At 65.9% G+C, this 24600-nt stretch carries 27 protein-coding genes; 17 read left to right on the forward strand and 10 right to left on the reverse strand.

What is annotated here, in order from left to right; translation table 11 throughout:
- Positions 1–26: 26 nt before the first annotated feature.
- A complete protein-coding gene (locus OHA70_RS19690; protein ID WP_328334653.1) occupies positions 27–725 on the reverse strand; it encodes a class I SAM-dependent methyltransferase in 699 nt (232 codons plus the stop codon).
- A 60-nt stretch (positions 726–785) separates the two neighbouring features.
- Entirely contained in the window at positions 786–1664 is an 879-nt protein-coding gene (locus tag OHA70_RS19695; protein WP_328334655.1) for a hypothetical protein, read from the reverse strand.
- Between the two features lie 90 nt (positions 1665–1754).
- On the opposite strand from OHA70_RS19695, the gene OHA70_RS19700 reads away from it, so the two are divergent.
- Entirely contained in the window at positions 1755–2039 is a 285-nt protein-coding gene (locus OHA70_RS19700; protein ID WP_328334657.1) for a hypothetical protein, read from the forward strand.
- Between the two features lie 12 nt (positions 2040–2051).
- On the opposite strand, the gene OHA70_RS19705 is transcribed toward OHA70_RS19700, so the two are convergent.
- Complete coding sequence (locus OHA70_RS19705) at positions 2052–2255, reverse strand: hypothetical protein (RefSeq protein ID WP_328334659.1); 204 nt, start codon at positions 2253–2255, stop codon at positions 2052–2054.
- 780 nt (positions 2256–3035) lie between these two features.
- Between OHA70_RS19705 and OHA70_RS19710 the strand changes: the two genes are divergently transcribed.
- Together OHA70_RS19710 and OHA70_RS19715 are read left to right on the forward strand one after the other, a co-directional pair.
- The gene (locus OHA70_RS19710) at positions 3036–3473 is read left to right on the forward strand and encodes a hypothetical protein (RefSeq protein WP_328334661.1); all 438 of its coding nucleotides are present in this window, start codon (positions 3036–3038) and stop codon (positions 3471–3473) included.
- Between the two features lie 36 nt (positions 3474–3509).
- Entirely contained in the window at positions 3510–4211 is a 702-nt protein-coding gene (locus OHA70_RS19715; RefSeq protein WP_328334663.1) for a 4a-hydroxytetrahydrobiopterin dehydratase, read from the forward strand.
- Positions 4212–4239: 28 nt separating this feature from the next.
- Here OHA70_RS19715 and OHA70_RS19720 read toward each other — a convergent pair whose 3' ends face one another.
- Positions 4240–4407, reverse strand: a complete 168-nt coding sequence (locus tag OHA70_RS19720; RefSeq protein WP_328334665.1) for a hypothetical protein — start codon at positions 4405–4407, stop codon at positions 4240–4242.
- 260 nt (positions 4408–4667) lie between these two features.
- On the opposite strand from OHA70_RS19720, the gene OHA70_RS19725 reads away from it, so the two are divergent.
- The gene (locus OHA70_RS19725; protein ID WP_328334667.1) at positions 4668–4973 is read left to right on the forward strand and encodes a hypothetical protein; all 306 of its coding nucleotides are present in this window, start codon (positions 4668–4670) and stop codon (positions 4971–4973) included.
- A 24-nt stretch (positions 4974–4997) separates the two neighbouring features.
- On the opposite strand, the gene OHA70_RS19730 is transcribed toward OHA70_RS19725, so the two are convergent.
- The 4 genes from OHA70_RS19730 to OHA70_RS19745 form a co-directional block, all read right to left on the reverse strand.
- On the reverse strand, positions 4998–5294 hold the full coding sequence (locus OHA70_RS19730) for a DUF1330 domain-containing protein (protein ID WP_328334669.1): 297 nt from the start codon (positions 5292–5294) through the stop codon (positions 4998–5000).
- Positions 5295–5326: 32 nt separating this feature from the next.
- Positions 5327–6733 carry an MFS transporter gene (locus OHA70_RS19735; RefSeq protein WP_328334671.1) on the reverse strand — a complete coding sequence of 469 codons (1407 nt, stop codon included), beginning with the start codon at positions 6731–6733 and terminating at the stop codon, positions 5327–5329.
- Positions 6730–7188, reverse strand: coding sequence for a MarR family winged helix-turn-helix transcriptional regulator (locus OHA70_RS19740; protein WP_328334673.1), 459 nt, complete (start codon positions 7186–7188; stop codon positions 6730–6732). The genes OHA70_RS19735 and OHA70_RS19740 overlap by 4 nt, the downstream gene beginning before the upstream one ends.
- Before the next feature lie 599 nt (positions 7189–7787).
- Positions 7788–8351 (reverse strand): GtrA family protein, encoded by a 564-nt coding sequence (locus OHA70_RS19745; RefSeq protein ID WP_328334675.1) that lies wholly within the window; start codon positions 8349–8351, stop codon positions 7788–7790.
- A gap of 162 nt (positions 8352–8513) precedes the next feature.
- Between OHA70_RS19745 and OHA70_RS19750 the strand changes: the two genes are divergently transcribed.
- The 3 genes from OHA70_RS19750 to OHA70_RS19760 all read left to right on the forward strand — a co-directional run bounded on the left by OHA70_RS19750 (position 8514) and on the right by OHA70_RS19760 (position 11498).
- Complete coding sequence (locus OHA70_RS19750) at positions 8514–9686, forward strand: 5-(carboxyamino)imidazole ribonucleotide synthase (RefSeq protein ID WP_328334677.1); 1173 nt, start codon at positions 8514–8516, stop codon at positions 9684–9686.
- A 12-nt stretch (positions 9687–9698) separates the two neighbouring features.
- A complete protein-coding gene (purE, locus tag OHA70_RS19755; RefSeq protein ID WP_328334679.1) occupies positions 9699–10202 on the forward strand; it encodes a 5-(carboxyamino)imidazole ribonucleotide mutase in 504 nt (167 codons plus the stop codon).
- Between the two features lie 75 nt (positions 10203–10277).
- A complete protein-coding gene (locus tag OHA70_RS19760) occupies positions 10278–11498 on the forward strand; it encodes an MFS transporter (protein ID WP_328334681.1) in 1221 nt (406 codons plus the stop codon).
- Between the two features lie 57 nt (positions 11499–11555).
- On the opposite strand, the gene OHA70_RS19765 is transcribed toward OHA70_RS19760, so the two are convergent.
- Complete coding sequence (locus OHA70_RS19765) at positions 11556–12893, reverse strand: UDP-glucose dehydrogenase family protein (RefSeq protein WP_328334683.1); 1338 nt, start codon at positions 12891–12893, stop codon at positions 11556–11558.
- Positions 12894–12956: 63 nt separating this feature from the next.
- Between OHA70_RS19765 and OHA70_RS19770 the strand changes: the two genes are divergently transcribed.
- Both OHA70_RS19770 and OHA70_RS19775 read left to right on the forward strand, forming a co-directional pair.
- On the forward strand, positions 12957–14120 hold the full coding sequence (locus OHA70_RS19770) for an acyl-CoA dehydrogenase family protein (RefSeq protein WP_328334685.1): 1164 nt from the start codon (positions 12957–12959) through the stop codon (positions 14118–14120).
- A gap of 73 nt (positions 14121–14193) precedes the next feature.
- Positions 14194–15066, forward strand: coding sequence for an alpha/beta fold hydrolase (locus tag OHA70_RS19775; protein WP_328334687.1), 873 nt, complete (start codon positions 14194–14196; stop codon positions 15064–15066).
- A gap of 32 nt (positions 15067–15098) precedes the next feature.
- Here OHA70_RS19775 and OHA70_RS19780 read toward each other — a convergent pair whose 3' ends face one another.
- Positions 15099–15545: a MarR family winged helix-turn-helix transcriptional regulator gene (locus OHA70_RS19780; RefSeq protein WP_328334689.1), complete on the reverse strand. Its 447-nt coding sequence runs from the start codon at positions 15543–15545 to the stop codon at positions 15099–15101.
- 58 nt (positions 15546–15603) lie between these two features.
- On the opposite strand from OHA70_RS19780, the gene OHA70_RS19785 reads away from it, so the two are divergent.
- The 8 genes from OHA70_RS19785 (at position 15604) to OHA70_RS19820 (ending at position 24599) form a co-directional block, all read left to right on the forward strand.
- A complete protein-coding gene (locus OHA70_RS19785) occupies positions 15604–15969 on the forward strand; it encodes a VOC family protein (RefSeq protein WP_328334691.1) in 366 nt (121 codons plus the stop codon).
- A 2-nt stretch (positions 15970–15971) separates the two neighbouring features.
- Complete coding sequence (locus OHA70_RS19790; protein WP_328334693.1) at positions 15972–16826, forward strand: DNA-3-methyladenine glycosylase family protein; 855 nt, start codon at positions 15972–15974, stop codon at positions 16824–16826.
- A 404-nt stretch (positions 16827–17230) separates the two neighbouring features.
- Positions 17231–17584 carry a CU044_2847 family protein gene (locus tag OHA70_RS19795; RefSeq protein WP_328334695.1) on the forward strand — a complete coding sequence of 118 codons (354 nt, stop codon included), beginning with the start codon at positions 17231–17233 and terminating at the stop codon, positions 17582–17584.
- Positions 17585–19495, forward strand: coding sequence for a VMAP-C domain-containing protein (locus tag OHA70_RS19800; protein WP_328334697.1), 1911 nt, complete (start codon positions 17585–17587; stop codon positions 19493–19495). It abuts the gene before it with no gap.
- Entirely contained in the window at positions 19492–20475 is a 984-nt protein-coding gene (locus OHA70_RS19805) for an AAA family ATPase (RefSeq protein WP_328334699.1), read from the forward strand. Before OHA70_RS19800 ends, OHA70_RS19805 begins: the two co-directional genes overlap by 4 nt.
- A gap of 7 nt (positions 20476–20482) precedes the next feature.
- Positions 20483–23305, forward strand: coding sequence for an RNA polymerase sigma factor ShbA (shbA, locus tag OHA70_RS19810; protein WP_328334701.1), 2823 nt, complete (start codon positions 20483–20485; stop codon positions 23303–23305).
- A gap of 179 nt (positions 23306–23484) precedes the next feature.
- Positions 23485–23910 (forward strand): MarR family winged helix-turn-helix transcriptional regulator, encoded by a 426-nt coding sequence (locus OHA70_RS19815; RefSeq protein ID WP_328334703.1) that lies wholly within the window; start codon positions 23485–23487, stop codon positions 23908–23910.
- A complete protein-coding gene (locus tag OHA70_RS19820; RefSeq protein ID WP_328334705.1) occupies positions 23907–24599 on the forward strand; it encodes a hypothetical protein in 693 nt (230 codons plus the stop codon). The genes OHA70_RS19815 and OHA70_RS19820 overlap by 4 nt, the downstream gene beginning before the upstream one ends.
- The last annotated feature ends 1 nt before the right edge of the window (position 24600 follow it).

Below are 24600 nucleotides of genomic sequence, written 5' to 3' on the forward strand. Positions count from 1 at the left end.
ATCCTCACACGCCCCACCGACAAACGTCAGCAGGCCTCGAGGGCGAAGAAGATGAAGCTGATGAATCGTGCCGGGTGCTTCATGCCCGGCGGGCGTAGTTCGGTCGGGGTGTCCGGGGAGATCGGGGGCTCGCTGATGGCCGAGATGCGGAAACCTGCCGCCGTGAAGGCTTCGGTCGTCGCCTGGAGCGGGCGGTGCCAGTTCGTGTAGACGACCGTGCGGCCGGCGTGCTCGGCGTCGAAGGTGAACTCGGCGGTGTCGAAGTAGTTGGCGTCCGGGTTCAGCGCCGTGTAGACGATGGGGTGATGCGTCGACACGATCAAGCGTCCGCCGGGCTTCAGGATCCGGCGGAGCTCCGCGAGCGGCTCGGTCCAGTCCTCCAGGTAGTGCAGGACGAGAGAGGCCATCACATCGTCGAACGCGGCATCGGCGTACGGGAGCGGCTTGGCCAGATCGGCGACGGTCAGCTCAACGTCCTCGCCCAGCCGCCGGCGGGCCAGCTCGATCATCGCCGCGCTCAGGTCGAAGCCGGCCACGATCGCGCCCTTGTCCCGCAGTGACTCCAGCAGCGGACCGGAGCCACAGCCGACGTCGAGGACGCAACGGCCGGCCACGTCACCGGCCAGGTCCAGCATCGCCGGCCGTTCGTAGTGGCCGTTGAGCAGGTTGACCTCGTTGTCCGCGGAGTACGCCTCAGCGAACTCGTCGAAATCGGTCTTCGGCACCAAGCGCTCCTTCGGTCGGCGAGCCCGCACCCTATCGGCGCGACCGGTCAACGATCGGGGCTAGGCGACGGTGCCGATCCAGTCGGGTGGGGTCGGGTCGGCGGTGAAGGCGACGAAGATCAGGTCCTCGTCGCCGGGCTGCAGCGGGTCGAAGAGGACCATGGCGACGCCGGTGCCGGGCATCGCCGAGCGGTTGGTACTGCGCCGCTTCACCCAGCGATCGGTGCCGTTGGCATCGGTGAACTTCACCACGATGTCCGCGCCGACGGTCGTCTTGTGCCCCTCGGAGTTCTGGCTCGTCACGACGGTGACCTCGGTGATCGTGCCCACCACCCGGCGGCCTGAGGTGAGCAGCCGGTTCCGGTTGGCGATCTGCAGGCGCAGGCGGCGGTTGTACCTGATCGCGTACCTGACCATGAGCGCCGCGAGGGCGATGGCCAGCGCCGGCACCCAGATGTTGGCGTAGTACGCGATCCAGGAGAAGACGCCCCAGTCCTCGTTGGTGTTGAAGGTCGGATCGATCTGGGTGCCGACCTCGAGCGGCTCGGTCCAGGTCTGCGCGTGGATCGTGATGGTGATCGCGATGGCGACGAGACCGAGCGGCGCGAGAACGGACGGTTGCTTCTCGCCCCCGCGGTACCGCTGGATGAACATGCTCGACAAGGCGGCGGACACCCCCAGCCCGACGAAGCCGACACTCAGCACGATGGCCATCGTGGCCGGCCCCCAGAAGGTGGGGAAGACATCCCGGTCGTCGAAGACGCTGTCGATGATCGAGTGCCGGACGAAGTTGGCCATCGCACCGATACCCACGCCGAGCACCGCTGCGCACGCCACCTGCAGCACCGCGAAGATGATCGCTCCAGCCAGTACCCCCGGCCGCCCGACGTACTGCTCCTGCTTGGCGCGCCGCACCGCCGCCGGATCCATCGTGCTCATAATCGTTCCCCTTCAGCCCCAGCCTGAAGAAAAGACGATACCTACCAGGGGCTGTCACTAACCCAGTACCTACACGAGAGGATGATCTGCATGTCCTACCCGGACAAGGTCTATTTCGGTGAGGCCGGCGAGGTCAGCGCGACATTCCGCCCGGCGACCACCCCGATCGACACCGGCGAGCTGGACAACGGCATCCACTACCTGGCGACCACCGAGACCACCCGCGGCGAGTTCGGCCTCAACGGCACAGTCCGCCTCCTCTTCACCCCAGGAGCCCCCCGCGAAGAGTACTTCGAACAAATAGCCCACACCACAAAGCAAAACCGAGCAGCCTTCCTAAACAAACACGACTCCTACTTCCCTGACCAGCCCTAGCCAGCGGTCGGTCTACCGGCGGGCGGCTGCCTGAGGCGCGATCGCACGCACGAGCTGTACGACGATCGGGGCCAGCTCGAGTACGTAATCGCGACGCTCTTTCGGCAGTACCAGCGAAATGAGCACGACCAGCCCGAAAAGCACGATCAGCAGCGTGATCGGTACTGCACCAACGACCAACCGCAAGGTGCCGCCTGACACCATCAACGCCGGCATCGCACCGCTCCGCTCGGTCGCTGTGTTTCCTCTACTGTCATTGGAGAGACCTCCAGTTCAGTTAGCCGCTGCGCTCCTGGTCCAAGGGCGACTCCCGTTCCAGCGGGGGTCGCTCTCTTTCGATAGTGAGGCTGACGCCTAGGTTTCGAGGCTCGGATGAGTCAAGATCTCCTGACAAGGGATGCCGCTCCTTTTCGTCCTGATCAGGTATAAGGACGCGGCCAGCACGGTCGGAGGCAGGCTTGGCCATCCGGTTGGACGTTGTTCATTGGTACGGCCACCTCCAGCTGCCTGACACAGGACTACGCGACGATCGGCTGAAAGTGCTGCTGGACAGGCATATCGGCCTCTTGACCTTCCAGGTCAGCCCCGACTTTTCTCCGCCGGCCGAGTGGGCGCGGTTCCGGGAACGATTCACCAACTCGACGGATGTGTTGGGGTGGGCTCTCAGATGTGACTGCGGATGGTCAGGCCCGCAGTACGACCGCAGCAGATGGCCATCTCGGCATGGCCAGCCGCCCGCTCGAGTCGTGGAGGAGGCTCACGAGCGTTGGCTCGATCATCTGTCCTCCCTGTCCGTTGTCAGGTTGCATCGGACGCACCGAGCGCTGGTCGAGACGCAGCTGGAGCTTGACCGCGCGGTAGCCGCCGCCAAGGCGGACGGGGTCACCTGGGAAGAAATCGGAGCGGTCACCGGCATGAGTCGCCAAGGTGCGCATGAGAGGTGGAGCCGGCGAAAACCTGGTTAGTCGCTCAGACCCGGGTCGCTAGCATCGCTCCATGGCAGCGACGGCGTCTGGGGTGTTTCGGCGGACTGCGATCGAGCGGTCGGATCAACGGGTCTCTTGGGAGCGTACGGATCAGGCCTTCTTCTCGAGTGGGGCGTGTCATGTGCTGGCCTGGACGTGCAGGGATTTCTATCCAGATCAAGGGATCGGCTTGGCGGCGATGTACTTGGGTGACTTCGAGCATCCGCTGCACACGTACGCGAGGTGGGGGCCGTGGGCGTTCGACGCGTCGGGCTGGAACCCTGAGTCCGAACTCCTGCAGGTCAACAGCGATTTCGAGGGTCTGCCCGTCCGTCAGGTGGAGACGATCAGTAGTGACCTTCGGGAGTTCTGTGAAGAGCACGTGCATCGACAGCCCCACCAGTACTGGGCAGATCCGACCGAACGTGCACGCGCTTATGTGGGCCGGTACGACCCGCCCTGGCTCTAGACACTGGGAGCTGAACCAGCGGTAGTGTCCCCGTCCATGGACATGCTGAGGGGCGAACAGATCGCCGAGGCCGACCTGACAGACTGGCGCAAGCTGGCTCAGGGGCTGCATGCCCGCTACCTGATCGACGACTTCAGCGCCGCCGCACGGTTCGTGACCGCGATAGGCGAGGCGGGCGACGCGCTCGATCACCACCCACGCGTGTCGATCGGCAAGGGGTACGTCGACCTCGAACTGGTCACCGACGACGCCATCTACCGCGACGACGAGGGCACCGAGTACGTCGTCGAATGGGTGACCCAGCAAGACGTCGACCTGGCGCGACGGATTACCGAGCTAGCCGCCGACCAGAGCCTCAACGCCGACCCAGCCTCAGTCAGCGAAATCGAGCTAGGCCTAGACACGGCCCACTCCGCGACCATCGCCCCCGTATGGGCCGCCCTGCTAACCGGAAGCCCCGACTCCCAGGGCCGCGGCACCCCCGGCGACGAGATCCGCGACGCCACCGTCCGAGTCCCGAACCTGTGGTTCGGCGACGCCGACGACACTCCAGGCCAACGCTTCCACATCGAGGTCTACGTAGCCCCCGAGGCAGCCGCCCAGCGAATCACCGCCGCCCTAGCCGCAGGCGGAACCGTAGTCGACGACACCAACGCCCCCGGCCTGACCGTGCTCGCCGACCAGGACGGCAACAAGGGAGTCATCTGCGCCGACATGTCCGCCGCAAAGAAGGACTGAACTGCCAACTCGGTAGGTTGCAACTAACCTACTGACCGTCCGAAGCCGGCAGTTCGACGAGCCTGCCATCACGCCGGACAGCCACGAGCACTGGAACCAGGCGTGGTCGCAGGTACTGGATCAGGCCAATCCCGCCGAGCGCAACCAGCGCCCCCAGGAGCGGGCTGAGCCCGCCGCCAACCATGTCGAATCCCATGAGCTCCTCCTATGAATGTGCAGTTCCCTCAGATTCTCCACCTCTGCCGACGATTAGACGCCGGTTGCAGGTTGTGGCAGAGGTTGGGAGGTGCGGGTTGACCGGTTAGAGGCAATAGTTGCGTTCGCCAGGCTGCTCGACGATCCAGCGCGAAGGGGCTAGCTGTGGATTCACAACCTCGTCCTGCTCGGAGCGACCCCACCCCGTTTAGGTCCTACCGCGGCCAGCTGACCTTGGCACTGGTCACCCTCGGCATGTTCTTGGTCGGCCTGATCGCGGCGATCGTTGCCGGTGTCTGGCCGGTGGCGGCGATGGTGGCAGTCTTCGTCGCCGGTTGGGTCGCCCGCGTGCTGATGATCTTCCGGATCAACCGTCTGGGCGGCTATAGCGCCGATCACCGCCCAGATGTGCGCGCGCACTATCGGCCCGTTCTGCGCACACAACTGGTCGGCTGGATCCTCGTCAGCATCTACTTCGTGATCACCGGATTCTGGTGGGGCTTGCTGACGTCGGTCACGCTGGGACTCTTCTCGCTGCTGCTCCTGCGAGTGATCCCGAAGCGTTGATGTGCGTCGGTTCGTTCGGCGCGGTCAGTCGTCGATGCCTTCGACGATGCGGAAGTCGCGCTCGACGCCGTCGGAGAGGGCGGCCAGTGCCTCCTGGTACGCCGCGCTCTCGCGCGCCGCGACGGCCTGCTCGAAGCTGTCGAACTCGACCAGGATGGTGCGTTCGGCGATACCGGCGTCGTAGGCGACGACCCGACCGCCACGGATGAAGGTCCGCCCGCCGAAGGCCTGGACGGCCGCGCGGGCCAACTCGTTGTAGGCAGCCAACTTCTCAGGGTCTGAAATGGTGCGGTAGACGCTGACCCAGTAGCCCTTGGGCATTGAACCTCCAGTGGTGGATGAGTACATCTGACTTACGGGTTGGTCTGGGGCGAGCGTCGGCGGGCGAGGGCGAGGCTTGTCAGCATTGTGATCGCCATCGCGGCGACGCCGACCAGCGCCGCGGTCGTGTAGGCGGCGTCATTCGGGAAGAGGTTGCCCGTGGCGGTGCCGGTGGCCAGAACCAGACCGCCGATGGCGCTGCCCAGGGCGTACCCGACGCTGCGCACCACGTAGTTGAAGCTCATAGCGCTCGACGTCTCGCTCTTGGGGGTGACGGCCAGGATGACGCCGGGCATCGCGGCCGAGAAGCCGCCGACACCGAAGCCCAGTACGCCCATCGCCACGAACAGCTCGGCCAGGTTGGATCGGGCGGTGGCGAACAGGACGAACCCGCCGCCGACGATGGCGGCGCTGCAGGCCAGGAGCAGGGGGCCGTCGATCCGTTCGCGGACCCGCGGCGTGAGCTTGCCGGCGACGAACCCCAGCACCGAGAACGGGATGAGGACCAGCCCGGCGACGAAGGTCGTCAGCCCGAAGCCGTACCCGGCGCCGTGCGGCGTCTGGGCGTACCGGGTGATGAGCGTGAGCAGGAGGTACATGCCGATCCCGCCGATGAACATGGCGAGGTTCGCCCCGGCGACCGCCGGGTGCCGGACCGCCCGGACGTCGACCAGGGGCGTCGTGCTGCGCAGTTCGATGACGGCCCAGATGCAGAGCAGCACCACCGCGACGACGGCGAGGCCCGCTGCCACGGCGAGGTGGCGGCTCCACAGATTCCGTTCGCCGGCGAGGTACAGCACCAGGAGCAGCGCAGCGGCCAGTACGACCGCGCCTGGCACGTCAACGTGGGCGGAGCGGCCTTCGGGGGCTTCGGGCATGGAGCGCCACGCGGTCAGGAGGGCGGCGGCGGTGACGAGCAGACCGAAGCCGTACGCAGCGCGCACCCCGCCGAGTTCGGCGAGCAGCCCGGCGAGGGGGTAACCGACGCCGACCCCGATGATCGAGACCACCGAGATCAGAGCGATGGTGGCCCCGCTGCGCGCCTCGGTGAGGTGGTCGCGGGCCACGCCCATCATCAGCGCCGTCAGACCGAGCCCCACACCTTGGGCAGCCCTGCCGACGAGCAGCCAGGCGAACGGCAGTGGAAGTACGGTGAGCGCGCTGCCTGCGACGACGACCGCCAGCGTGACGAGAATCGTGGTTCGTCGGTGGGGGCCGGCTCCGAGCCGGCCGAGTACTGGCGTGGCGACGGCGCCGCTCAGCAACGCGATGGTCAGCGTCCACTGCGCGCTGCCGAGCGAGACGTGGAACGTGGTCGCCACGCTGGTGATGAGCGGCGCCCCGAGGCTGGCGACTGCCGCCACGACCAAGGCGATGAACATCAGGGAGGGGACCAGCAGCCGCGGCTCTGACTGCTTCGGTGCGGCGCTCCGGGTCACTGCTTCGGCCCTTCGCGGTCTTGGCTTTCGAGCTCTGCCAGATGCTTCAGCGCCGGAAGGGCCGCCACCAGCGCCTCGACCTCGTCGCCGGTGAGCTCGCCGATCAACCGCTCGAACGCGTGTACGCCCGCTTGGCGCCGGGTCTGGACGTAGGAGGCGCCGGCCTCGGTCAAGCACACCAGCGTGACCCGCTTGTCGGACGCGTCGCCCCGCCGCTCGACCAGGCCGGACTCCTCCATCACCCGGACCAGCGTGGTCATCGCGGGCTGGGTGACGCCCTCGACCGCGGTCAGATCGGTGATGCGCCGCGGGCCGGTCCGGTACAAGGTGGCCAGGGTGGCGGCGGACGTCAGGCTCATGTCCCGCGGCAGGCGTCTCACGGCCCTGGTGGCCATCTCGTAGAGAGCTGCCCCGATGTCGGCGGCCGCGCCAGGAGAGGTGTCGTGACGACTCATGCTCGAAGCATAGCAGCTTTATATATAGAATTTATGGAGATGGTCGGCCAACCGGTTCAGCTCCGCCCGCAGCGGCTCCAGCTTGTACTGCACCCCGACCGGCAGGCCGAGCACCTCGCCGACGGCCCGGACCGGCCCGGCTGACGCCCGCCCGATGGCCATCAGTCACTGATAGTCCTCCGGCAGCACGTCGGGGTCGATGCCGGCGGCGCGGCCGGGATCAGTAGCACCGACCGGCCGTCCACCTGGACCTCCGGCGACGGGCGACCCCCAGCGGTGGCAGTGCCGTCACTCCAACACCTGCCGGTGCCAGTCGACGGGTATCCGCAGTGGGCCGCTGTACGCCGAGCTGCCCGCACACTTGTACTTCGGCAGCTCGACAGGCTGGCGCCCGAGGTGGTGATCCCGGGGCTGGGGCCGAGCCACCCGCGCTTCCGGCATAGCGCAGCCGGGGTACGTGCCACTGGCTCAGTTTGCGAGGGCCGGGTGCCTACTCTCGCCTTCGCGCGACGTAGGAGCGCATCACCGGGTGGGTGGGAGCCTGCGAGTGGTGAGCGACGCAGGAGCGAGCGGCGAGCTGGCGTGGGGGAAGAACCGGGTTAGCGGATGGCCGGGAGGTCGCCGGTGTTTTCGGCGTCCAGGGTTGCCGGGGAATCCGGGGTCTTCGCGTGGTGTTCGGCTTCGTCCAAGGCGATTTCTTCCTTGAAGACGAATTTGCGGTAGGACCAGAAGCGGAACAGGGTTCCGAGGCCGAGGCCGATCACGTTGGCGGAGATGTTGTCGGCCAGCGCGTTGTGGAGGTCGAGGACGTAGCGGGAGAAGCCGAGGCAGCCGGCGGCGATCAGCAGGCCGATGCCGTTGAGGACGAAGAAGAGTACGTACTCGCGGTGCAGGCCGGTGCGCTCGCGGTGCCGCCAGGTCCAGTGCCGGTTGCCCAGGTACGTCGCGACGGTGGCGGCGGTGACCGAGATGAACTTCGCGGTCAGCGGCTTGTGGTGGAAGACCCCGTCACCGGGCGTACCGAACACGAGCGGGTTGTCGAAGACGAGCCAGTTGTAGATCGGCAGGTCGACGATCAGGCCGAGCAGTCCGACCAGACCGAACTTCGCCGCTTCGTGCACCAGGTGTTCAACCTGGTGGTACAGCTTCGTGACGATCTTCAACGGTCCCGGATACTCTCTGTGAACACGGACTACTGGTGGGGGCAGTTTCCCACGGTACCCGGCAACGAGTCCGACGCTGAAATCCAGCGCGTAAAGTCATCCCTAAGAGTGACCCGGCGGCCCGCGGCGAGCGGGAGCAGGTCAGCACATTAGGCTCCATCCGTGAAGTTCAAGCGTGAAGACCTGCCGGTAGGGACCCCCGTCGTCGGCATGGTAGGCGGCGGCCAGTTGGCCCGGATGACCCAGGAGGCCGCGATCGCGCTGGGGATCCAGCTGCGCGTACTGGCCGAAGGCCCGACCGTCTCGGCCGCTCAGGCGGTCGCCGACGCACCCGTGGGCGACTACCGCGACCCCGAGACCGTACGCCGGTTCGCCGCGGAGACCGATGTGGTCACCTTCGACCACGAGCACGTACCCACGGAGCTGCTCCGCGCCCTCGAAGCGGAGGGGGTGAAGGTCCGCCCCGGCCCGGACGCCCTCGTGCACGCGCAGGACAAGGCGGTGATGCGGCAGCGGCTCGACACCATCGACGCCCCGGCGCCGGCCCACCAAGTGGTCGCATCCAAGGCGGACATCGACGACTTCGCCAAGCGCATCGGCGGCTTCCCGATCATCCTCAAGACGACCCGCGGCGGCTACGACGGCAAGGGCGTCTGGGTCTGTACCGGCGCAGACGACCCGGTCGTCGACGAGGCGTTCGCAGCGAAGGTACCGATCCTGGCCGAGGAGAAGGTGGACTTCGTCCGCGAGCTGTCCGCGATCGTCGCCCGCTCGCCGCACGGCCAGGCGGTCGCGTACCCGATCGTCGAGTCGGTCCAGAAGGACGGCATTTGCGTCGAGGTCACCGCCCCGGCGCCGGACCTCGACCCCGACAAGGCTGCCCAGGCCCAGCAGACGGCCCTCAAAATCGCCGGGGAGCTCGGCGTTGTCGGCGTGCTCGCGGTCGAGATGTTCGAGGCGCGCGACGGCCGGCTGCTGGTGAACGAGTTGGCGATGCGCCCGCACAACACCGGCCACTGGTCGATCGAGGGCGCCGTCACCAGCCAGTTCGAGAACCACCTCCGCGCAGTACTGGATCTGCCTCTCGGGTCACCGGCCGCGCGGGCGCCGTACACGGTGATGGTGAACGTGCTCGGTGGCGACGTCGAGGACATGCATCTCGGGCTGCTGCACTGCATGGCGCGCGATCCGGGCCTCAAGGTCCACTTCTACGGCAAGTCCGTGAAGCCCGGCCGCAAGGTCGGCCACGTCACGGCGTACGGCGACGACCTGGCCGACGTCCGCGAGCGCGCGCGGCACGCGGCGGCGTACCTGACCGGCACCATCGACGAATAGGGCGACAAAAGCATGACCGTGGGAATCCTGATGGGGTCGGACTCGGACTGGCCGACGATGAAGGCGGCCGCCGAGGTGTGCGTCGAGTTCGGCGTGCCCTTCGAGGCAGATGTGCTGTCGGCGCACCGGATGCCGGTCGAGATGATCGACTACGGAAAGTCCGCGCACGAGCGAGGCCTGAAGGTGCTGATCGCGGGAGCCGGTGGCGCGGCACACCTGCCGGGCATGCTCGCGGCCGTCACGCCGCTGCCGGTGATCGGCGTACCGGTGCCGTTGAAGTATCTCGACGGGATGGACTCGCTGCTGTCCATCGTGCAGATGCCGGCCGGTGTTCCGGTTGCGACGGTCTCGATCGGGAACGCTCGTAACGCAGGCCTGCTGGCGGTCCGGATGCTCGCTGCCTTCGACGAGAAGCTGTTGACGAAGATGTCAGCGTTCCAGGAGAACCTCGCCGAGGTGGCCCGGGCCAAGGGAAGTACTGTGCGTGATGGCGCGGCAGAGCTGCGTAAAAGCTGACACTCACACGGTTTTCCACAGACCTGGGGCGGGTAGCCGTGAGATTCCAACCATTGTCGTCTAAGGTCGTCGATCGTGACTCCGCCCGCAGAACCGGATACGCAGCGCATCCCGGTCCGTTACTGGATCTGGCTGTTCGGTGCTGTCGTGTCCCTGCTCGGCGATCTGACGATGACTTTTGCGATCGGATGGTCGGCCAGCCGGCACGGCGGACAGGTCGCAGGCCTTGTACTTCTGGTCGCCGCGGCACCGCGTGCGGCGCTGCTGCTGATCGGCGGCGCGGTCGGCGATCGGTATGGCGCTCCGAAGGTCCTGCTGGCCAGCTGCGTCGCGATGTTCGCGGTCACGACCGCGTTGGTCCCGACCACCTTGGCGGTCGGTGAGCCGGTCAGCCTGCTGCTGATCACGGCCCTGGTCGTCGGCGTCATCGACGCGTTCTTCCTGCCAGCGTCGCGCTCGATGCCCCGCCTGCTGGTGCAGCCGGAGCTGATCCCGCGCGCCCTCGCAAGCTTTCAGGTCACCGGTGTCGTCTTCGCAGTCACCGGTACTGCGGTAGGCGGCGTGCTGGTCGCCTGGTCAGGACTGACGGCCGCGGCGGGCTTCGATGCGCTGACGTTCGCCGTGATGATCGTCGTCCTGATCTCTCTGCGGAACACCCCGGCCGGCGCGACCGGCCCTCGCACCGGCATGTTCCGGGCGATCCTGGACGGCGTGAAGGTCGCCTTCGGCCGGCCGTTGACGCGGGCGCTGCTGATCACGATGACGCTGGCGGCCGGACTGCTGATGCCGCTCGACGGACTGCTTTTGCCCTTGCTGGCAAGGGATCACGGCTGGAGTGCGTCGACCGCCGGCCTGCTGGTCGCCAGTCGCAGCGTGGGTGTCGGAGTCATCGCGCTGCGCATCCTGGCGCGTGGCGCGTTTCCCCGGCCGGGTATGTTCGCCGCCCTCGGCATGGTGCTGGCCGGCGTCGGACTGCTCGGCCTCTCGACCCTCGACCCGCTGCCGCTCGCGTTCCTGGCCGGTGTGGTCAGCGGGATCGGCGTCGGTACGTTCACCGGTCACGTCCTGCCGCTGCTGATGAACTCGGTGGAACGCGAGTACCTGTCCCGGCTGCAGTCCGTGGTGGTGCTCTGCCAGAGCCTCGCGCTCGTCGTGATGAACCCGATCCTGGGCACCTTCGCGGACCTGGACGGGGTGCGGATCACCGGAGTCTGCCTCGGCGTCGGCGCGCTGTCGGTACTGATCGGGCTGCTCGCCCTGACTCGCCCCATCCTCCGCAACGCGACCGTCACCTAGCGACGGCCGCGTTCGCCGGCCAGGCGGCCAGCATCAGCCAAGGCGGCCGGGCAGCAGCTACGGGCGGCCGGGCGCGCGGTAGATCCAGCCCGCGTCGCGCCACTTCTGGGCGTCCAGGGTGAGCCGGGCGTCGACCACGATCGGCGCCTCGACGACGCCCCGGAGCGCGGCCGGGTCGAGCTCGCGGAACTCGGGCCACTCGGTCAGGTGCAGGACGAGATGCGCGCCCTCGCAGGCGTCGGCGGCGGAGTCGGCGTACCGGAAGGTCGGGCGGACCTTGCGGGCGTTGTCCATCGCCTCGGGGTCGAAGACCGTGACGGTCGCGCCGTGCAGCTGGATCCGGCCGGCGATGTCGAGCGCGGGCGAGTCGCGGACATCGTCCGTACCGGCCTTGAACGCCGCGCCGAGCACGGTCACGTTCTTGCCGACCCAGTCGGTGCCGAGCATCTCGTGCACCACGCTGACGATCCGGCCACGCCGGTGCTGGTTGATGTCGTCGACCTCGCGCAGCAGCGTGATGATCTCCTCCACACCGAGCTCACCGGCCCGGGCCATGAACGAGCGCAGGTCCTTGGGCAGGCAGCCGCCGCCGTAGCCGGGGCCGGCGTTCAACATGCCGCGGCCGATCCGCTTGTCGTAGCCCAGCGCGTCGGCCAGCAGCGTGACGTCCGCGCCGGTCGCGTCAGCCAGCCCGGCGAGCGCGTTGATGAAGGAGATCTTCGTTGCCAGGAAGGCGTTCGCGCCGCCCTTGACGATCTCGGCGGTGGGCAGGTTGCAGACCACGACCGGCGAGCCGCCGGCGATCGGCCGGGCGAAAACCTCACGCAGCTTGGCTTCCGCGGCCTCGGACTGTACGCCGAACACGAGCCGGTCCGGCGCGAGCGTGTCATCCACCCCGTGCGCTTCGCGCAGGAACTCGGGCTGCCAGGCGATCTCGACCTGCGAGCCCGCCGGCGCCTCGGCGTGGAAGCGGGCCTCCACGATCTTCGACGTACCGACCGGAACGGTGGAACGGCCGACCACCAGAGTGGGCTTGGTCAGCAGCGGGGCCAGCATGTTGATGACTGAGTGGACCTGCGCCAGATCGGCGGCGTCGCTGCCCTCGAGTTGCGGGGTGCCGACGCAGATGAAGTGCACGTCGGCCCAGTCGGCGATCTCGGTGTAGTCGTTGGTGAACCGCAGCCGGCCGGAGTCGGTGTGCTTCTTCAGCAACGGGTCCAGGCCGGGTTCGTACAGCGGCGCCTTGCCGTCGTTGAGCAGCTTCAGCCGGTGCTCGTCGATCTCGACGCCGATCACGTCGAAGCCGAACTCTGCCATTCCCGCGGCCGTGTTGGCGCCGAGATAGTTGGTGCCGATCACCGCGATCCGCAGCGGTCGCGCAGTGCCTTCAGTCATGCGGGGGACTCTACCGATCGCGGTTATCGCCCGGTGACGGGCTCATGGCGTACATTGATACTCGTGAGTAACTCATTCGATCTGTACGCCCTGTCGGAGGAGCACCAGGCGATCCGGGAGGCCGTCCGCGACGTCTGTGACGCGAAGGTGGCCCCGAACGCCGGTGACGTGGACGAACTCGCCGAGTTCCCGAAGGCGTCCTACGACGCGCTGAAGGCGTCGGACTTCCACGCCCCGCACATCCCCGAGCAGTACGGCGGCGCCGGTGCGGACGCGCTGGCGACCGTGATCGTGATCGAGGAGGTCGCCCGCGCCTGCGCGTCGACCTCGCTCATTCCCGCGGTCAACAAGCTCGGCTCGCTGCCGTTGCTGCTGTCCGGGTCGGACGAGGTCAAGCAGCGGTACCTGCCCCCGGTGGCGGCGGGCGACGCGATGTTCTCGTACTGCCTGTCGGAGCCCGAGGCCGGCTCGGACGCGGTGTCGATGAAGACGCGCGCGGTCGCGGACGGCGACGACTACGTGCTGAACGGCGTGAAGCGCTGGATCACCAACGCCGGCGTGAGTGACTACTACACGGTCTTCGCGGTGACCGATCCGTCCCAGCGGTCCAAGGGCATCAGCGCCTTCGTGGTCGAGAAGGCCGACGACGGCGTCTCCTTCGGCGCCCCGGAGAAGAAGCTCGGCATCAAGGGCTCGCCGACCCGCGAGGTGTACTTCGACAACGTGCGGATCCCCGCGTCGCGGATAATCGGCGCCCCCGGTACCGGCTTCGGCACCGCGATGGCCACCCTCGACCACACCCGCGTGACGATCGCCGCCCAGGCGCTCGGCATCGCCCAGGGCGCTCTCGACTACGCGCTCGGGTACGTCAAGGAGCGCAAGCAGTTCGGCAAGGCGCTCGCGGAGTTCCAGGGGCTGCAGTTCATGCTGGCCGACATGGGCATGAAGATCGAAGCCGCCCGCCAGCTCACGTACGCCGCGGCCGCCCGCTCCGAGCGCAACGACTCCGACCTCACGTACTTCGGCGCCGCCGCCAAGTGCTTCGCCTCCGACGTGGCGATGGCCGTCACCACCGATGCAGTCCAACTCCTCGGCGGCTACGGCTACACCCACGACTACCCGGTCGAACGCATGATGCGAGACGCCAAGATCACCCAGATCTACGAGGGCACCAACCAGGTCCAGCGGATCGTGATGGCCCGCCAGCTGCTCAAGGGCATCAGCTGAGCTCTGTCACAGATCGCCGTCGCGCCTTGTCGTAGCTGCTGACGCATTCGTCAGTAGCTATGGGAGGTATTCGGTGGTCGACGACGCTGTGCTGGCCGCGGAGTTGCCTGGCAACTTCACCAGCGCCTTCGCCGAGGTGAACGGGACGACGCTGCACTACGTCGCCGGTGGTCAGGGGGAACCGCTCGTACTGCTCCCCGGCTGGCCTGTGACGTGGTGGGAGTTCCGGAAGGTCATGCCGCTGCTGGCGCAGCGATACCGGGTGATCGCGGTCGACCTGCGGGGCATGAACCTCTCGGCGAAACCACCGTCCGGCTATGACAAGAAGACGATGGCGCGGGACGTCCTCGAACTGACCCGCCAGCTGGGCTATTCGACGATCAACCTCGCCGGGCACGACATCGGTGCCATGGTGGCGTTCAGCTACGCCGCCAACTTCCCCGATGCTGTCAGCAAGCTGGCCATCATGGAGGTCGGCCATCCCGACTCCAGCCTGTACGACCTGAGGCTGCTCCCGCAGGGAGATGCGCCGAACCTGTGGTGGTTCGCGCTCAACCAGGTCCACGGCCTCCCCGAACAGGTGCTGACAGGGCGCATGAGGTGCGTCGTTGACTACATCTTCGACAGTCATCTCGCCGACCTGAGCAGCCTCGACGAGCGAGATCGCCAGGTGTTCGCCGAGGCCTACGACAGAATCGACGCCATCCGGGCCGGTAACGGCTGGTTCCAGGCCTTCGATCAGGACGTCTCCGACTTCAGCAAGTACGGCAAATTGACCGTACCGATGCTGGGCCTCGCGTCAGCGGCGAACTACCCGGCCGTGCGGAACGAGTGGCCGCTGCTGGCGAAGGAAGTCGCGATAACGAAGATCGACGACACCGGCCACTTCCTGCCGATCGAGCAACCTGAGGAAGTGGCCGGCACCCTCGCCGCCTTCTATGGATGAAGGTAGAGACCTTAAGCCAAGCGGGCGGTCGCTCAGCTGATCTCCAGCGCCTGGATGCAGGTCTGGAGGTCTCCCAGCAGGTGCTTTTGCCGGGATGGGGAGAATGGCGCGAGCATGCGAGCCTCGACCGCGCGTACGGCGGTACTGGCCGCTTTGAGTTGCTTGCGGCCGGCGGGGGTGAGCTCGGTGGGTAGGGCTCGGCCGTGGGGGGCTGTGGTCGGGCGGGTGATCAGGCCGCGGTCCTGGAGGCCGCGGAGTACCAGGTTCATCGACTGACGGGTGACGAACACCGCCCGGGCGAGCTCCGCGTTGGACAGCCCGGGCTGCTGCGACAGCACCTCCAGGCAGGAGTACTGCGGCACCGTCAGGTCCAGCGGCCGGAGCGCCGCGTCCATGGCCGTGCGCAGCGCGGTAGCCGCTCGCTTCAGCACGTAACCCACCGCCTCGTCCAGGGGACCGACCTGCTCGCCTTGACTCATGTCAACATCCTGACATACATTCTGGATGTCAACACACTGACATGCAAAGGAGCATCAGATGACTGTCACCGGACCGGACTTCCTGGCCCTGCAGGTGCGCGACCTCGAGCGCGCCGCCGCCTTCTACGAGACCCGGCTCGGACTGCGCCGGGTGCCGGCCGGGCCGCCCGGCGCGGTCGTGTTCGACACGAAGCCGATCTCCTTCGCGGTGCGCGAACCGCTGCCCGGCGTCGACCTCGATGCCGCAACACCAGGCCTGGGGGTCGCCTTATGGCTGTACGCCGATGACGCGCAGGGCCTGCATGACCAGCTGGCGGACGCCGGCGTACCGATCGTCGCGGCGCCGGCCGATGGGCCGTTCGGCCGCATGTTCACCTTCTCCGACCCGGACGGCTACGCGATCACCATCCACGACAAGGCCTGATGATGACGCGCCACGAGGTGACTGTCGACGTGCTCGGACCCTGGTCGCTTGCCACGAGCAAGCAGTTCTGGGAGGGGTTCGCGCCGGGCGCATTGCCGTCGCAGGGTGAGCAGCAGGAGATGCGGACGGTGTTCCGGGTCGAGGGCGACTGGAGCAGGGCTGAAGTACGGGTGACTCAGGAGGGCAGCGCCGCACGGATCATCGTCGAGGGAGACGGCGACCTCGAGCGGGCGGTTGCGCAGACCCGCCGGTTCTTGTCGCTGGACGTCGATGGTCGTGGCTGGGTCGACGTCGGGGCACGCGACAAGGTGATCGCCGACGCTCAGGAGCAGTTGCCCGGACTGCGGCCGTGTGGGTTCCACTCGCCGTACGAGGCCGCGGCCTGGTCCGTGTTGTCCCAGCGGATCCGGATCGTCCAAGCGGCGAAGCTTCGCGATGACTTGGTGTGTGAGTACGGCCAGGATGGTGCTTTCCCTGCGCCGGAGCAGTTGCGAGCCCTCGACCTCGACCTTCCCGGCCGCAAGACCGAGTACCTCCACGCCGTCGCCGAGGCGGCGTTGGATGGCCGGCTCGACGGCGAGGCTCTCCGCGCGATGGACGTCGACGACGCGATCAGTACGGTGCAGGAGGTGAAGGGCCTCGGCCCGTTCGCCGCCGAACTCGTTGTGCTTCGTGGCGCCAACGCGCCGGATGCGATCCCGCACAACGAGCGGCGCCTCAACGAGGAGATCACCTTCCGGTACGGCGCCGACCGGACCCTCGCGGAAGTCTCCGAGAACTGGCGCCCGTTCCGGACCTGGGCAGCCGTCCACCTGCGCAGCCTGCGCGAAGCCCGCACCCATGAGATCAGCGGCTAGCGGGGTTAATGTTAACCGGTAAACAATCAGTTTAGTCGCCGACGCAGTTCAAAACTCGGCGGTTACGGCTACACCGACGACTAGCTGAAGGTTGCTTCTGCACGTCAAGATTGGCTGCGTCCGATACATCATTTTGCTCTAACCAGCCCGCGGCGATAGGCCGCGGCCGCAACCGTGCCGCCGCGCCCATGGCGATTTGTGATGGACCAACTCATTCCTGGTCAACCTCTTCACAGGATGAGCACTCTGTGTCACGCTCACGCTGTGATCTGTGGAGATCACCTTCCTGTGGGGGGAAGTCAGCGTTCTGACCCGCGTCCTTGGTGCGACTCTCGAGCCAAGGCGATTTGGTCATGTCCTGTGTTCTGTGGAGAACTGTCGTCGCGAGGTCTCGTGGGGGGACTGTGAGTAGTAAGCCGATTCAAGTGGAGTTGCCAACAGGTGAAGTGATCTGGGCGCGGGCCACGGTGGACGGGCCTAGCAATGTTGCTTCGAACCCGCTGCAGCATCTTGACCTCGATGACCTCCGTCGAACTGTCCGAGGAGTGTCTGGGACTCTGCGCGGGGCGGTTGACGACTTGGTGCCGGATGAGGTTCAGGTTGAATTTGGACTGGAGCTGGCGCTGAAATCCGGCAAGCTTGTCAGCATGCTGGCAGAGGCGGGTGCGACCGCAACTGTCAAAGTGGCGCTGACATGGAAGCGGGTACCTGTACCGACGGCGGTCCCGGACGTCGAGCTTGTCGCGATCGACGAGTGAATGGCGAGCGTGTTGACTGCATCGTTCTCGCGGCTACGTGATCTGGCCGAGGCGTGCCGGGTGCGGATCGGCACCGATCTCGCCGATGCTTGCGATGAAGGTGGTTCGGGAGTATGGATTGCGCCAGGCGTGGTGCTGAGTTGCGCGCATGTCGTGCCTTCGGGCCTCGACTCCAAGGTCGAGGTCGGCTGGGCCGGCAAGGTCTTGTCGGGCACTGTCATCGACCATGTGCCCGCCGAGAGTCAGGAAGCTCTCTGGTCGTTCCCGGATCTGGCGATCATTATGGTGGCGGATGTGCCGGAGCATCCATGCGCATGGTTGTCCGAGGCGTTACCTGGGCGGGAGCTCGTGGCTTTCGGCCACTCGAGTGCCTTGGGCGAGGGACTCCGACCTGCCACGGTGGAGGGCTTGCGTGGTGGGGTACATGACTTCGGTGCAGGGCGGGTCTGGCAGTTCAAGGGCAATGAGATCGCCGGTGGAATGTCGGGCGGACCTGTCCTAGATGTCGCGAGTGGCGCGATCTGCGGAATCGTGACTGTGACCATTGGTGAAGGCGCAGATCGCGGAGGCTATGTCATACCGATCGAGGCATTGCGTCATCTGGACCCGCTGCGACGGCATCGCGTGCTCAGTGCTCATGACCGCTTCCATGGCGCCAACACAGAGTGGGTGGCGAGGCGAACCGAGCTGCCCGCACAACCGGATCTGCTGCCAAGCTCGCTGACGCCTGACGAGGAGGCAGGTCTCTTGGCTCGGCTCGCTGAGCTGCCGGCAAAGCTCCCATCGGAACTGCTTGCGCTGATGGGTCGCAGTTCGAACGACGGACGTTTAGTGTTACGCCACCCCACCACACTGCGTGATGTTGTCTACGCGCTGCTGGATGAACGTGGTTGCGGGAGTGATCCAGCACTGCCCGTCCTCCGCATGGTGCAACAGTTGGTTGGAACGGACCCGCAGACGGGTACTGACCGGGCGCTGTATGACTGGGCCACGGCCGTCGCTGGCCGACGGCAATGCCTAAATGACCTGCAGACCATGCGCGAGGCTGTTGCCCATCAACGCGGGCGAAGTGGAGGTTTGGTCTCCGTCGAGATCGTTCCTGGCACTGCCAAGATCGACCGGTTCCGGCTCACGGTGTCTGTCCAGGACGACGAGCATGGGCCGCGCCCGATTTATCAGGACAAGGAACCGGTGTTGGCGATCGAGCAAGTCAGAGAGGTGGCGTGCGCGCAACTGCGGATGGCGCTCGGTTGGTTGGCAGGCAATGCGCAGGTCGAATTCGTCGTGCCGATCGAACTCTTCGATGAACCGTTTGACGAACTCGTGCCGACGCAGCCTTACACCAATCTCGGGCGGAAATTCCGGGTTGTTCTGCGCGACTACGATCGCCAGATCGATCCGATAACGCATCATGATTGGCAGCAACGCTGGCATCAGTTGATGAAGCCTTCGCGACACGTTCGATGGATCGCCTGCGACGAAAACCTGACACCGGAAGAATTCTCAGCTGAGCTAGAACAGCGCCCCGATATTACCGGCGTTATGCTCGCCAGGCGACCGAGCTCCAGCGAGGAGATGAGGGAAATCCTCAGGGTCGCGATCGATTCAGGCGTGCCCGTTGCCGTCTGGCGGCGCGACACCTGTGCCGAGCACGATATGTACCAGGCGGGGGACGAGTGTTCAGGACTACGATTCCGGACCGCCTTCGATTCTCTGTCTCGATCGCACAAAATGACCGACTTGCCAGAGACAGTGCGCATGTTGCGCAACAAGTCAGCCGGCCGGCAAGCCACTTCGCCGGCGCGCGACTGTCGCAGCATCGTGTTGCTGTGGGATGACCCTGCGCGAGTCGCTCAGCCGATCTCTTCAGTTCACGAACCGCCGTATCACCCGTTGGAGACCGCAATATGAGCGAACCGATCTTTTCAGGCAACGGCATTCCGCACGAGTGGAAACTTCCGCCAGCGCCGCCGTGGCGGCAGTTCAACGGAGGCCCCGTTGTGGAACCGCCAAGCGCGGGTGATGTACGGGAGCTCTATCCGAACGACCTTGAGCGCGCACGCACCTATCGCGCGCACGAACGAGAGGTGGAGTTGGTCAACGTCGCGCTCCTGCTTCGGCGACCTTTGCTGGTCACCGGTCGTCCGGGGACAGGGAAGTCGACCCTTGCGTACGCGATAGCGCACGAGCTGAACCTGTTCCCCGTGCTCCGTTGGCCCGTCACGAGCCGGACTACCTTGCAGGACGGCCTCTACCGCTACGACGCGATCGGACGTCTGCAGGACTCCAATCTCGCGCAGCACGCGGCAAGTAACGATATCGGCAGATATCTGCAACTCGGCCCGCTGGGCACAGCTTTGCTACCTTACGACAGACCGCGCATTCTCCTCGTCGATGAGATCGACAAAAGCGATGTCGACCTGCCGAATGACCTTCTCAATGTCCTCGAGGAGGGAGAGTTTCGGATCCCCGAACTGGTGCGTCTCGCCGAGACGGCAGGTGAGGTTGAGGTTGCTGTCGAGCAGGACAGAGCTCGCGTACGGATCCGGGAGGGAGTTGTCCGGTGCCGGGCCTTCCCCATCGTCGTCATGACGAGCAATGGCGAGCGAGACTTTCCGCCTGCGTTCCTGCGCCGGTGTGTCAGGCTCGACATCGCCGAGCCTGACAATCTCAGGCTGGAGGCGATCGTAAAGGCCCACCTCGGTGAGGAAGTACTAGCTGAAAGCGCAGAGCTCATCAGCCGGTTCTTGCACCATCGCAGTTCAGGTGAGATGGCGACAGACCAACTCCTGAACGCGATCTTCGTCAGCATGCACAGCGATCTGACTCGATCCGAGGACCGAAACGCGCTGGCCGAGCGTCTTCTCCGAACCTTGACTGCCGCCGGCTGATCCTCCGATGTCCCTCTTCTCAGTCATCAGTCTGCTTGCCGACAGCGGGATCACCCTGACTGGACGAGAGATCGCGGAATCAATTTGGCTCGCGCAGCATCTATCGGCTCCGGTGGAGTCGGTATCCGGAGCCGGAGCGATGGAAGTCGCCGGGACCGATGAGGTAGAGCCGACCGATGCTGATGTCGTCGACTCGCCTGTCCCGCCGGCACTGGTCTCGCTGAGCACCGGGAATTCGGTTGGATCGCCACTGCGCGGCCATCCGGTCGGGGTTCCGGGCCTACCTGGAATCCGTCTCCGCCAGGACCTCCAGCGTGCCCTCCGCCCGCTCCGTCGACGGGCTCCTTCGCGCTATGAGTATGTCCTCGACGAGGATGCCACCGCGACGCTGATCGCGAATACAGGCATGTGGGCGCCGGTACTGCGCCCGGCACAAGAGCGGTGGTTCGATGTGGTGCTCGTTGTCGACACTTCCGGATCGATGGATCTGTGGAGCCCCGTCGTTAAGGATCTGCAGTCCATCTTCGTGCGGTCGGGGGCGTTCCGCGACGTGCGAGTCTGGTACTTGTCACATAATGAAGACGGCGCCACCGTAACAACGAAGGCCGGGGCCAGCCATCGAAGCCCTCGAGAGCTTGTCGACTCGTCCGGGAGGCGACTATTTTTTGTTCTGACCGACGGCGCTGCAAGTGGTTGGCACGATGGTTCGGCGACAGAGACGCTCGCCGAATGGGGTAGAACTGCCCCAGTTGCTGTGCTTCAACCTCTGCCCGAAGAGATGTGGGCCCGAACTGGCTTGCCGACGACTGCTGCGCGGCTGAGTGCGTATGCGCCGGGCTCGCCGAACAGTCAACTGCGGGTAACCTACCGAAGGCGTCGTCGTACAGCCGATGTACCGATAGCTGTGATGGGTATCGAGCCATTCGCGCTGAGGACTTGGGCGCTGCTGACGGCCGGCGCAGCACTTGAGGCGCCGCTGGCGACCACGACAGTTACGGCTGGTCGGCTGAAGGCCTCAGCTGTGTCGCCTCTGCGCGGCGACGCCCTGGCCATCCAGCAGTTTCGGGCTAAGGCATCTCCAGAGGCTTATCGGTTGGCGGTCTGCCTATCTGTCGTGCCACTCACCATCCAGATCATGCGCTGGGTGCAGCACGCGGTATTGCCGTCCTCATCCGCAGTGACACTGGCGGAAGTGATGCTCGGCGGCTTGATCGTGCGGACGGGTGACGACAGCTACGACTTTCTTCCAGGGATACGTGACGCACTGCTCAAAGAGTTGCGCCGGTCGGAAGCGTCATCAGTTCTCTCAACTGTGTCGCAACACATCTCGCAAGAGGCGGGGACGACCGTTCGCACTTTTCCGGCGATCGCCGAGAGTGTAGGCGGACCGGTGGACACAATCGGCGAGCCCTTTTCGTGGGTGCCGGCCGAGGTCGCCGTCCGGCTGGGACTGACCTCGACGGTGATTCCGGTCGGCGGGAGCGTTGGCCCGCCGGACGCAACTGGAAGCGACTTGAGTCAGCGCTCGGCACCCGAAACCGGGCATACGGACGCGGTCCGGACCATCTCCTCGCGAAGGCTGCTCAATCAGCAGCCCAGACTGAATGCTCTCGTCTCGTTCTGTTTGGCGCCCGAGAGTGCGCAGGGGCAATACCTGTGGGTGCGAGGCCCTGCAGGGTCCGGAAAGTCCGCGCTATTGTCATCATTCGCGCTGAGCCCACCGGCGGGGGTCAGCGTGGTGTCCTACTTCATCGGTGCAATAGGACGCGATAAGGCTGAATTCCACTCTGTGCTGAGTAGTCAGTTGTCTGAGGTGCTAGGCCACCCGATCCGGGTGGGCAGGCGCTCGTCAGATGCGAAAGGTGACCTGTCGGGCCTGCTGAAAGAGGCGGCATTACATTGCCGCCGGCGAGGCGGCCGGTTGGTGCTGATCGTCGACGGTCTCGACGATATCAGCGGTGATGCCATCAACCTGTCGGCACACGGTCTCGGTGCCATGCTGCCGATGGACCCGCCGAGTGGCATGCGGATCGTCGTCAGCAGCCGAGCGAACAAGCTGCCTCATCTCAGCTTGCCGGAGCGTCATCCCTTGCGCGTCGACTCGGTACGGGTTCAAAAATTCACGCTGTGGCCGGAACAAAAGCATGGTCAGGGTGAAAGTACCGAATCCGGCAAGCAGGTCGCGAACACGCTGGCTCTCTCGATCGAGACTGGTGACGCGGCTCACCCGGACGATCGGGGTCGCTCAACCAACAGGGATAGGCCCGAGCTTGGTGACCTCGGTCGTCTGGCCCTTGGTGGAGACCGCGCAGCACTCGACGAACTGCTCACGCGGGTGCGTCCTGTCGCACGCCGCTACGTAAGGTCTCGGCTGTGGACGTATCCCGGGGGCGCGGATCTGGTTGACGATGTCACACAAGAGGTCTGCCTGGCCGTCCTCGGCACGCTCAACCGGTATCGAGATGAAGGGCGCCCATTCGAGGCGTTCGTTTACGGCCATGCTGCCCGCAAGGTAGCTGACGCACAGCGGGCTTTCGCCGTGGCGGACATCTCTACGCCGATGGTTCCGGAACTCCAAGACTCCGCGGCGACTCCAGAAGAACACGCGGCACGGTATTCAGAAGCACGACAGGTCGCTGAACTGGTCGAACGCCTGCCGGAACAGATGAGAGAGATCCTCCGAATGCGGGTAGTCGCTGGCCTGTCTGCAGAGGAAACCGGGAGCGCGTTGGGTATCACGCCCGGTGCGGTCCTCGTCGCACAGCACAGAGCGTTGAACACCATGCGCGGGATCGTGGACAAGGATGGTCAGGTGATCCCGGGGCAGTGACTGAGCCCGCCAGATCGGCACCGCGGTGTGGGCCCGCATATGGCTTCCCCGGCATGGTCTACCGGGTCTAAACGAAGCTGCAGACGCCGGAACTGACTGAGTGCGCGAAGCCCGCACCATGAGATCAGCGGCTAGCGTGGTTAATATTAACCGGTAAACATTCAAGGTAGGCTGCTGCCGTGGATGACAGTCTTGCTGATCTGTTGCATCGGGTGGTGTTCCTGCTGGGGGAGGCTGCGCGCCGGCAGGGTGAGGGTGAGGACGCAGGCGGGCTGACGTACAGCCAGCTGCGCTTGCTGGGCACGCTGGACGACATCCAGCCGACGACCCAGCACCGGCTGGCGCAGGCGTTGTCGGTCTCCGACCCGGCGGTCAGTCGCTCGCTGAAGCCACTGGAAGCGGCCGGCCTGGTGGAGGTCCGTACCGACCCGGAGCACGCCCGTCGCCGCCTGGTCTCGCTGACCCCAGCAGGCACGAAGGCTTTTCATGAAGGCGGCAAACCGCTCTACAACAAGCTGAGAACCGCCCTCCTGGAGGACGGCTTCCCTTACGACGAGTACCTCCGCGACACAGCCCGGCTGGCCAAGTTCCTGGAGAGCCGGTGAGCGGGCAAGACGGCGCGGTGCATCCGGGGGAGCCGCGGTTGCCGGCCGCCATCGCGGTGGTCGCCGCGATCCTCCTGTACGCCGTACTGCCGAGCGCCATGCAAGTAGGCCCGCGGTTCGTAGTACCGGCGCTGGAGTTGGTGCTCTTCATTCCGTTGGTTGCAGCGAATCCACGGCGGATGAGTCGCGAAAATCGCTTACTGCGCAGGCTTTCGATCGCGTTGGTGTTGTTGATCGCGTTCACGAATCTCGCCGCGCTCGTGCAGCTCATCCACTCGCTGGTGACCGGCGAGGCGACCGCGGGCGGGCAACTGCTGGCAGCCGGCGGGCAGGTCTGGCTGACCAATGTGCTCGTCTTCGCGCTGGCCTTCTGGGAGCTCGACCGCGGCGGCCCGGTGACCCGCTTCCGGGTCAAGCGACCGAAGCTTCCCGACGCCGACTTCCGGTTCCCGCAGGACGAGGACCATGACGCGATCACCGAGGTCGCCCGCCGCTCGTCGGCCAAGGCCGGCTGGGTGCCGGGCTTCGTCGACTACCTGTACATCTCGATCACCAACTCGTCGGCGTTCAGCCCCACCGACACGATGCCGCTGACTCCGCGCGCGAAACTCCTGATGGCGGCGGAATCCGTGTCTGCGTTGATGATCTCGGTCCTCGTCGTCGCCTTCGGGGTCGGCCTGCTCAAGTAGC

This window comes from Kribbella sp. NBC_00382 (genome assembly GCF_036067295.1).
Classification (GTDB): Bacteria; Actinomycetota; Actinomycetes; order Propionibacteriales; family Kribbellaceae; genus Kribbella.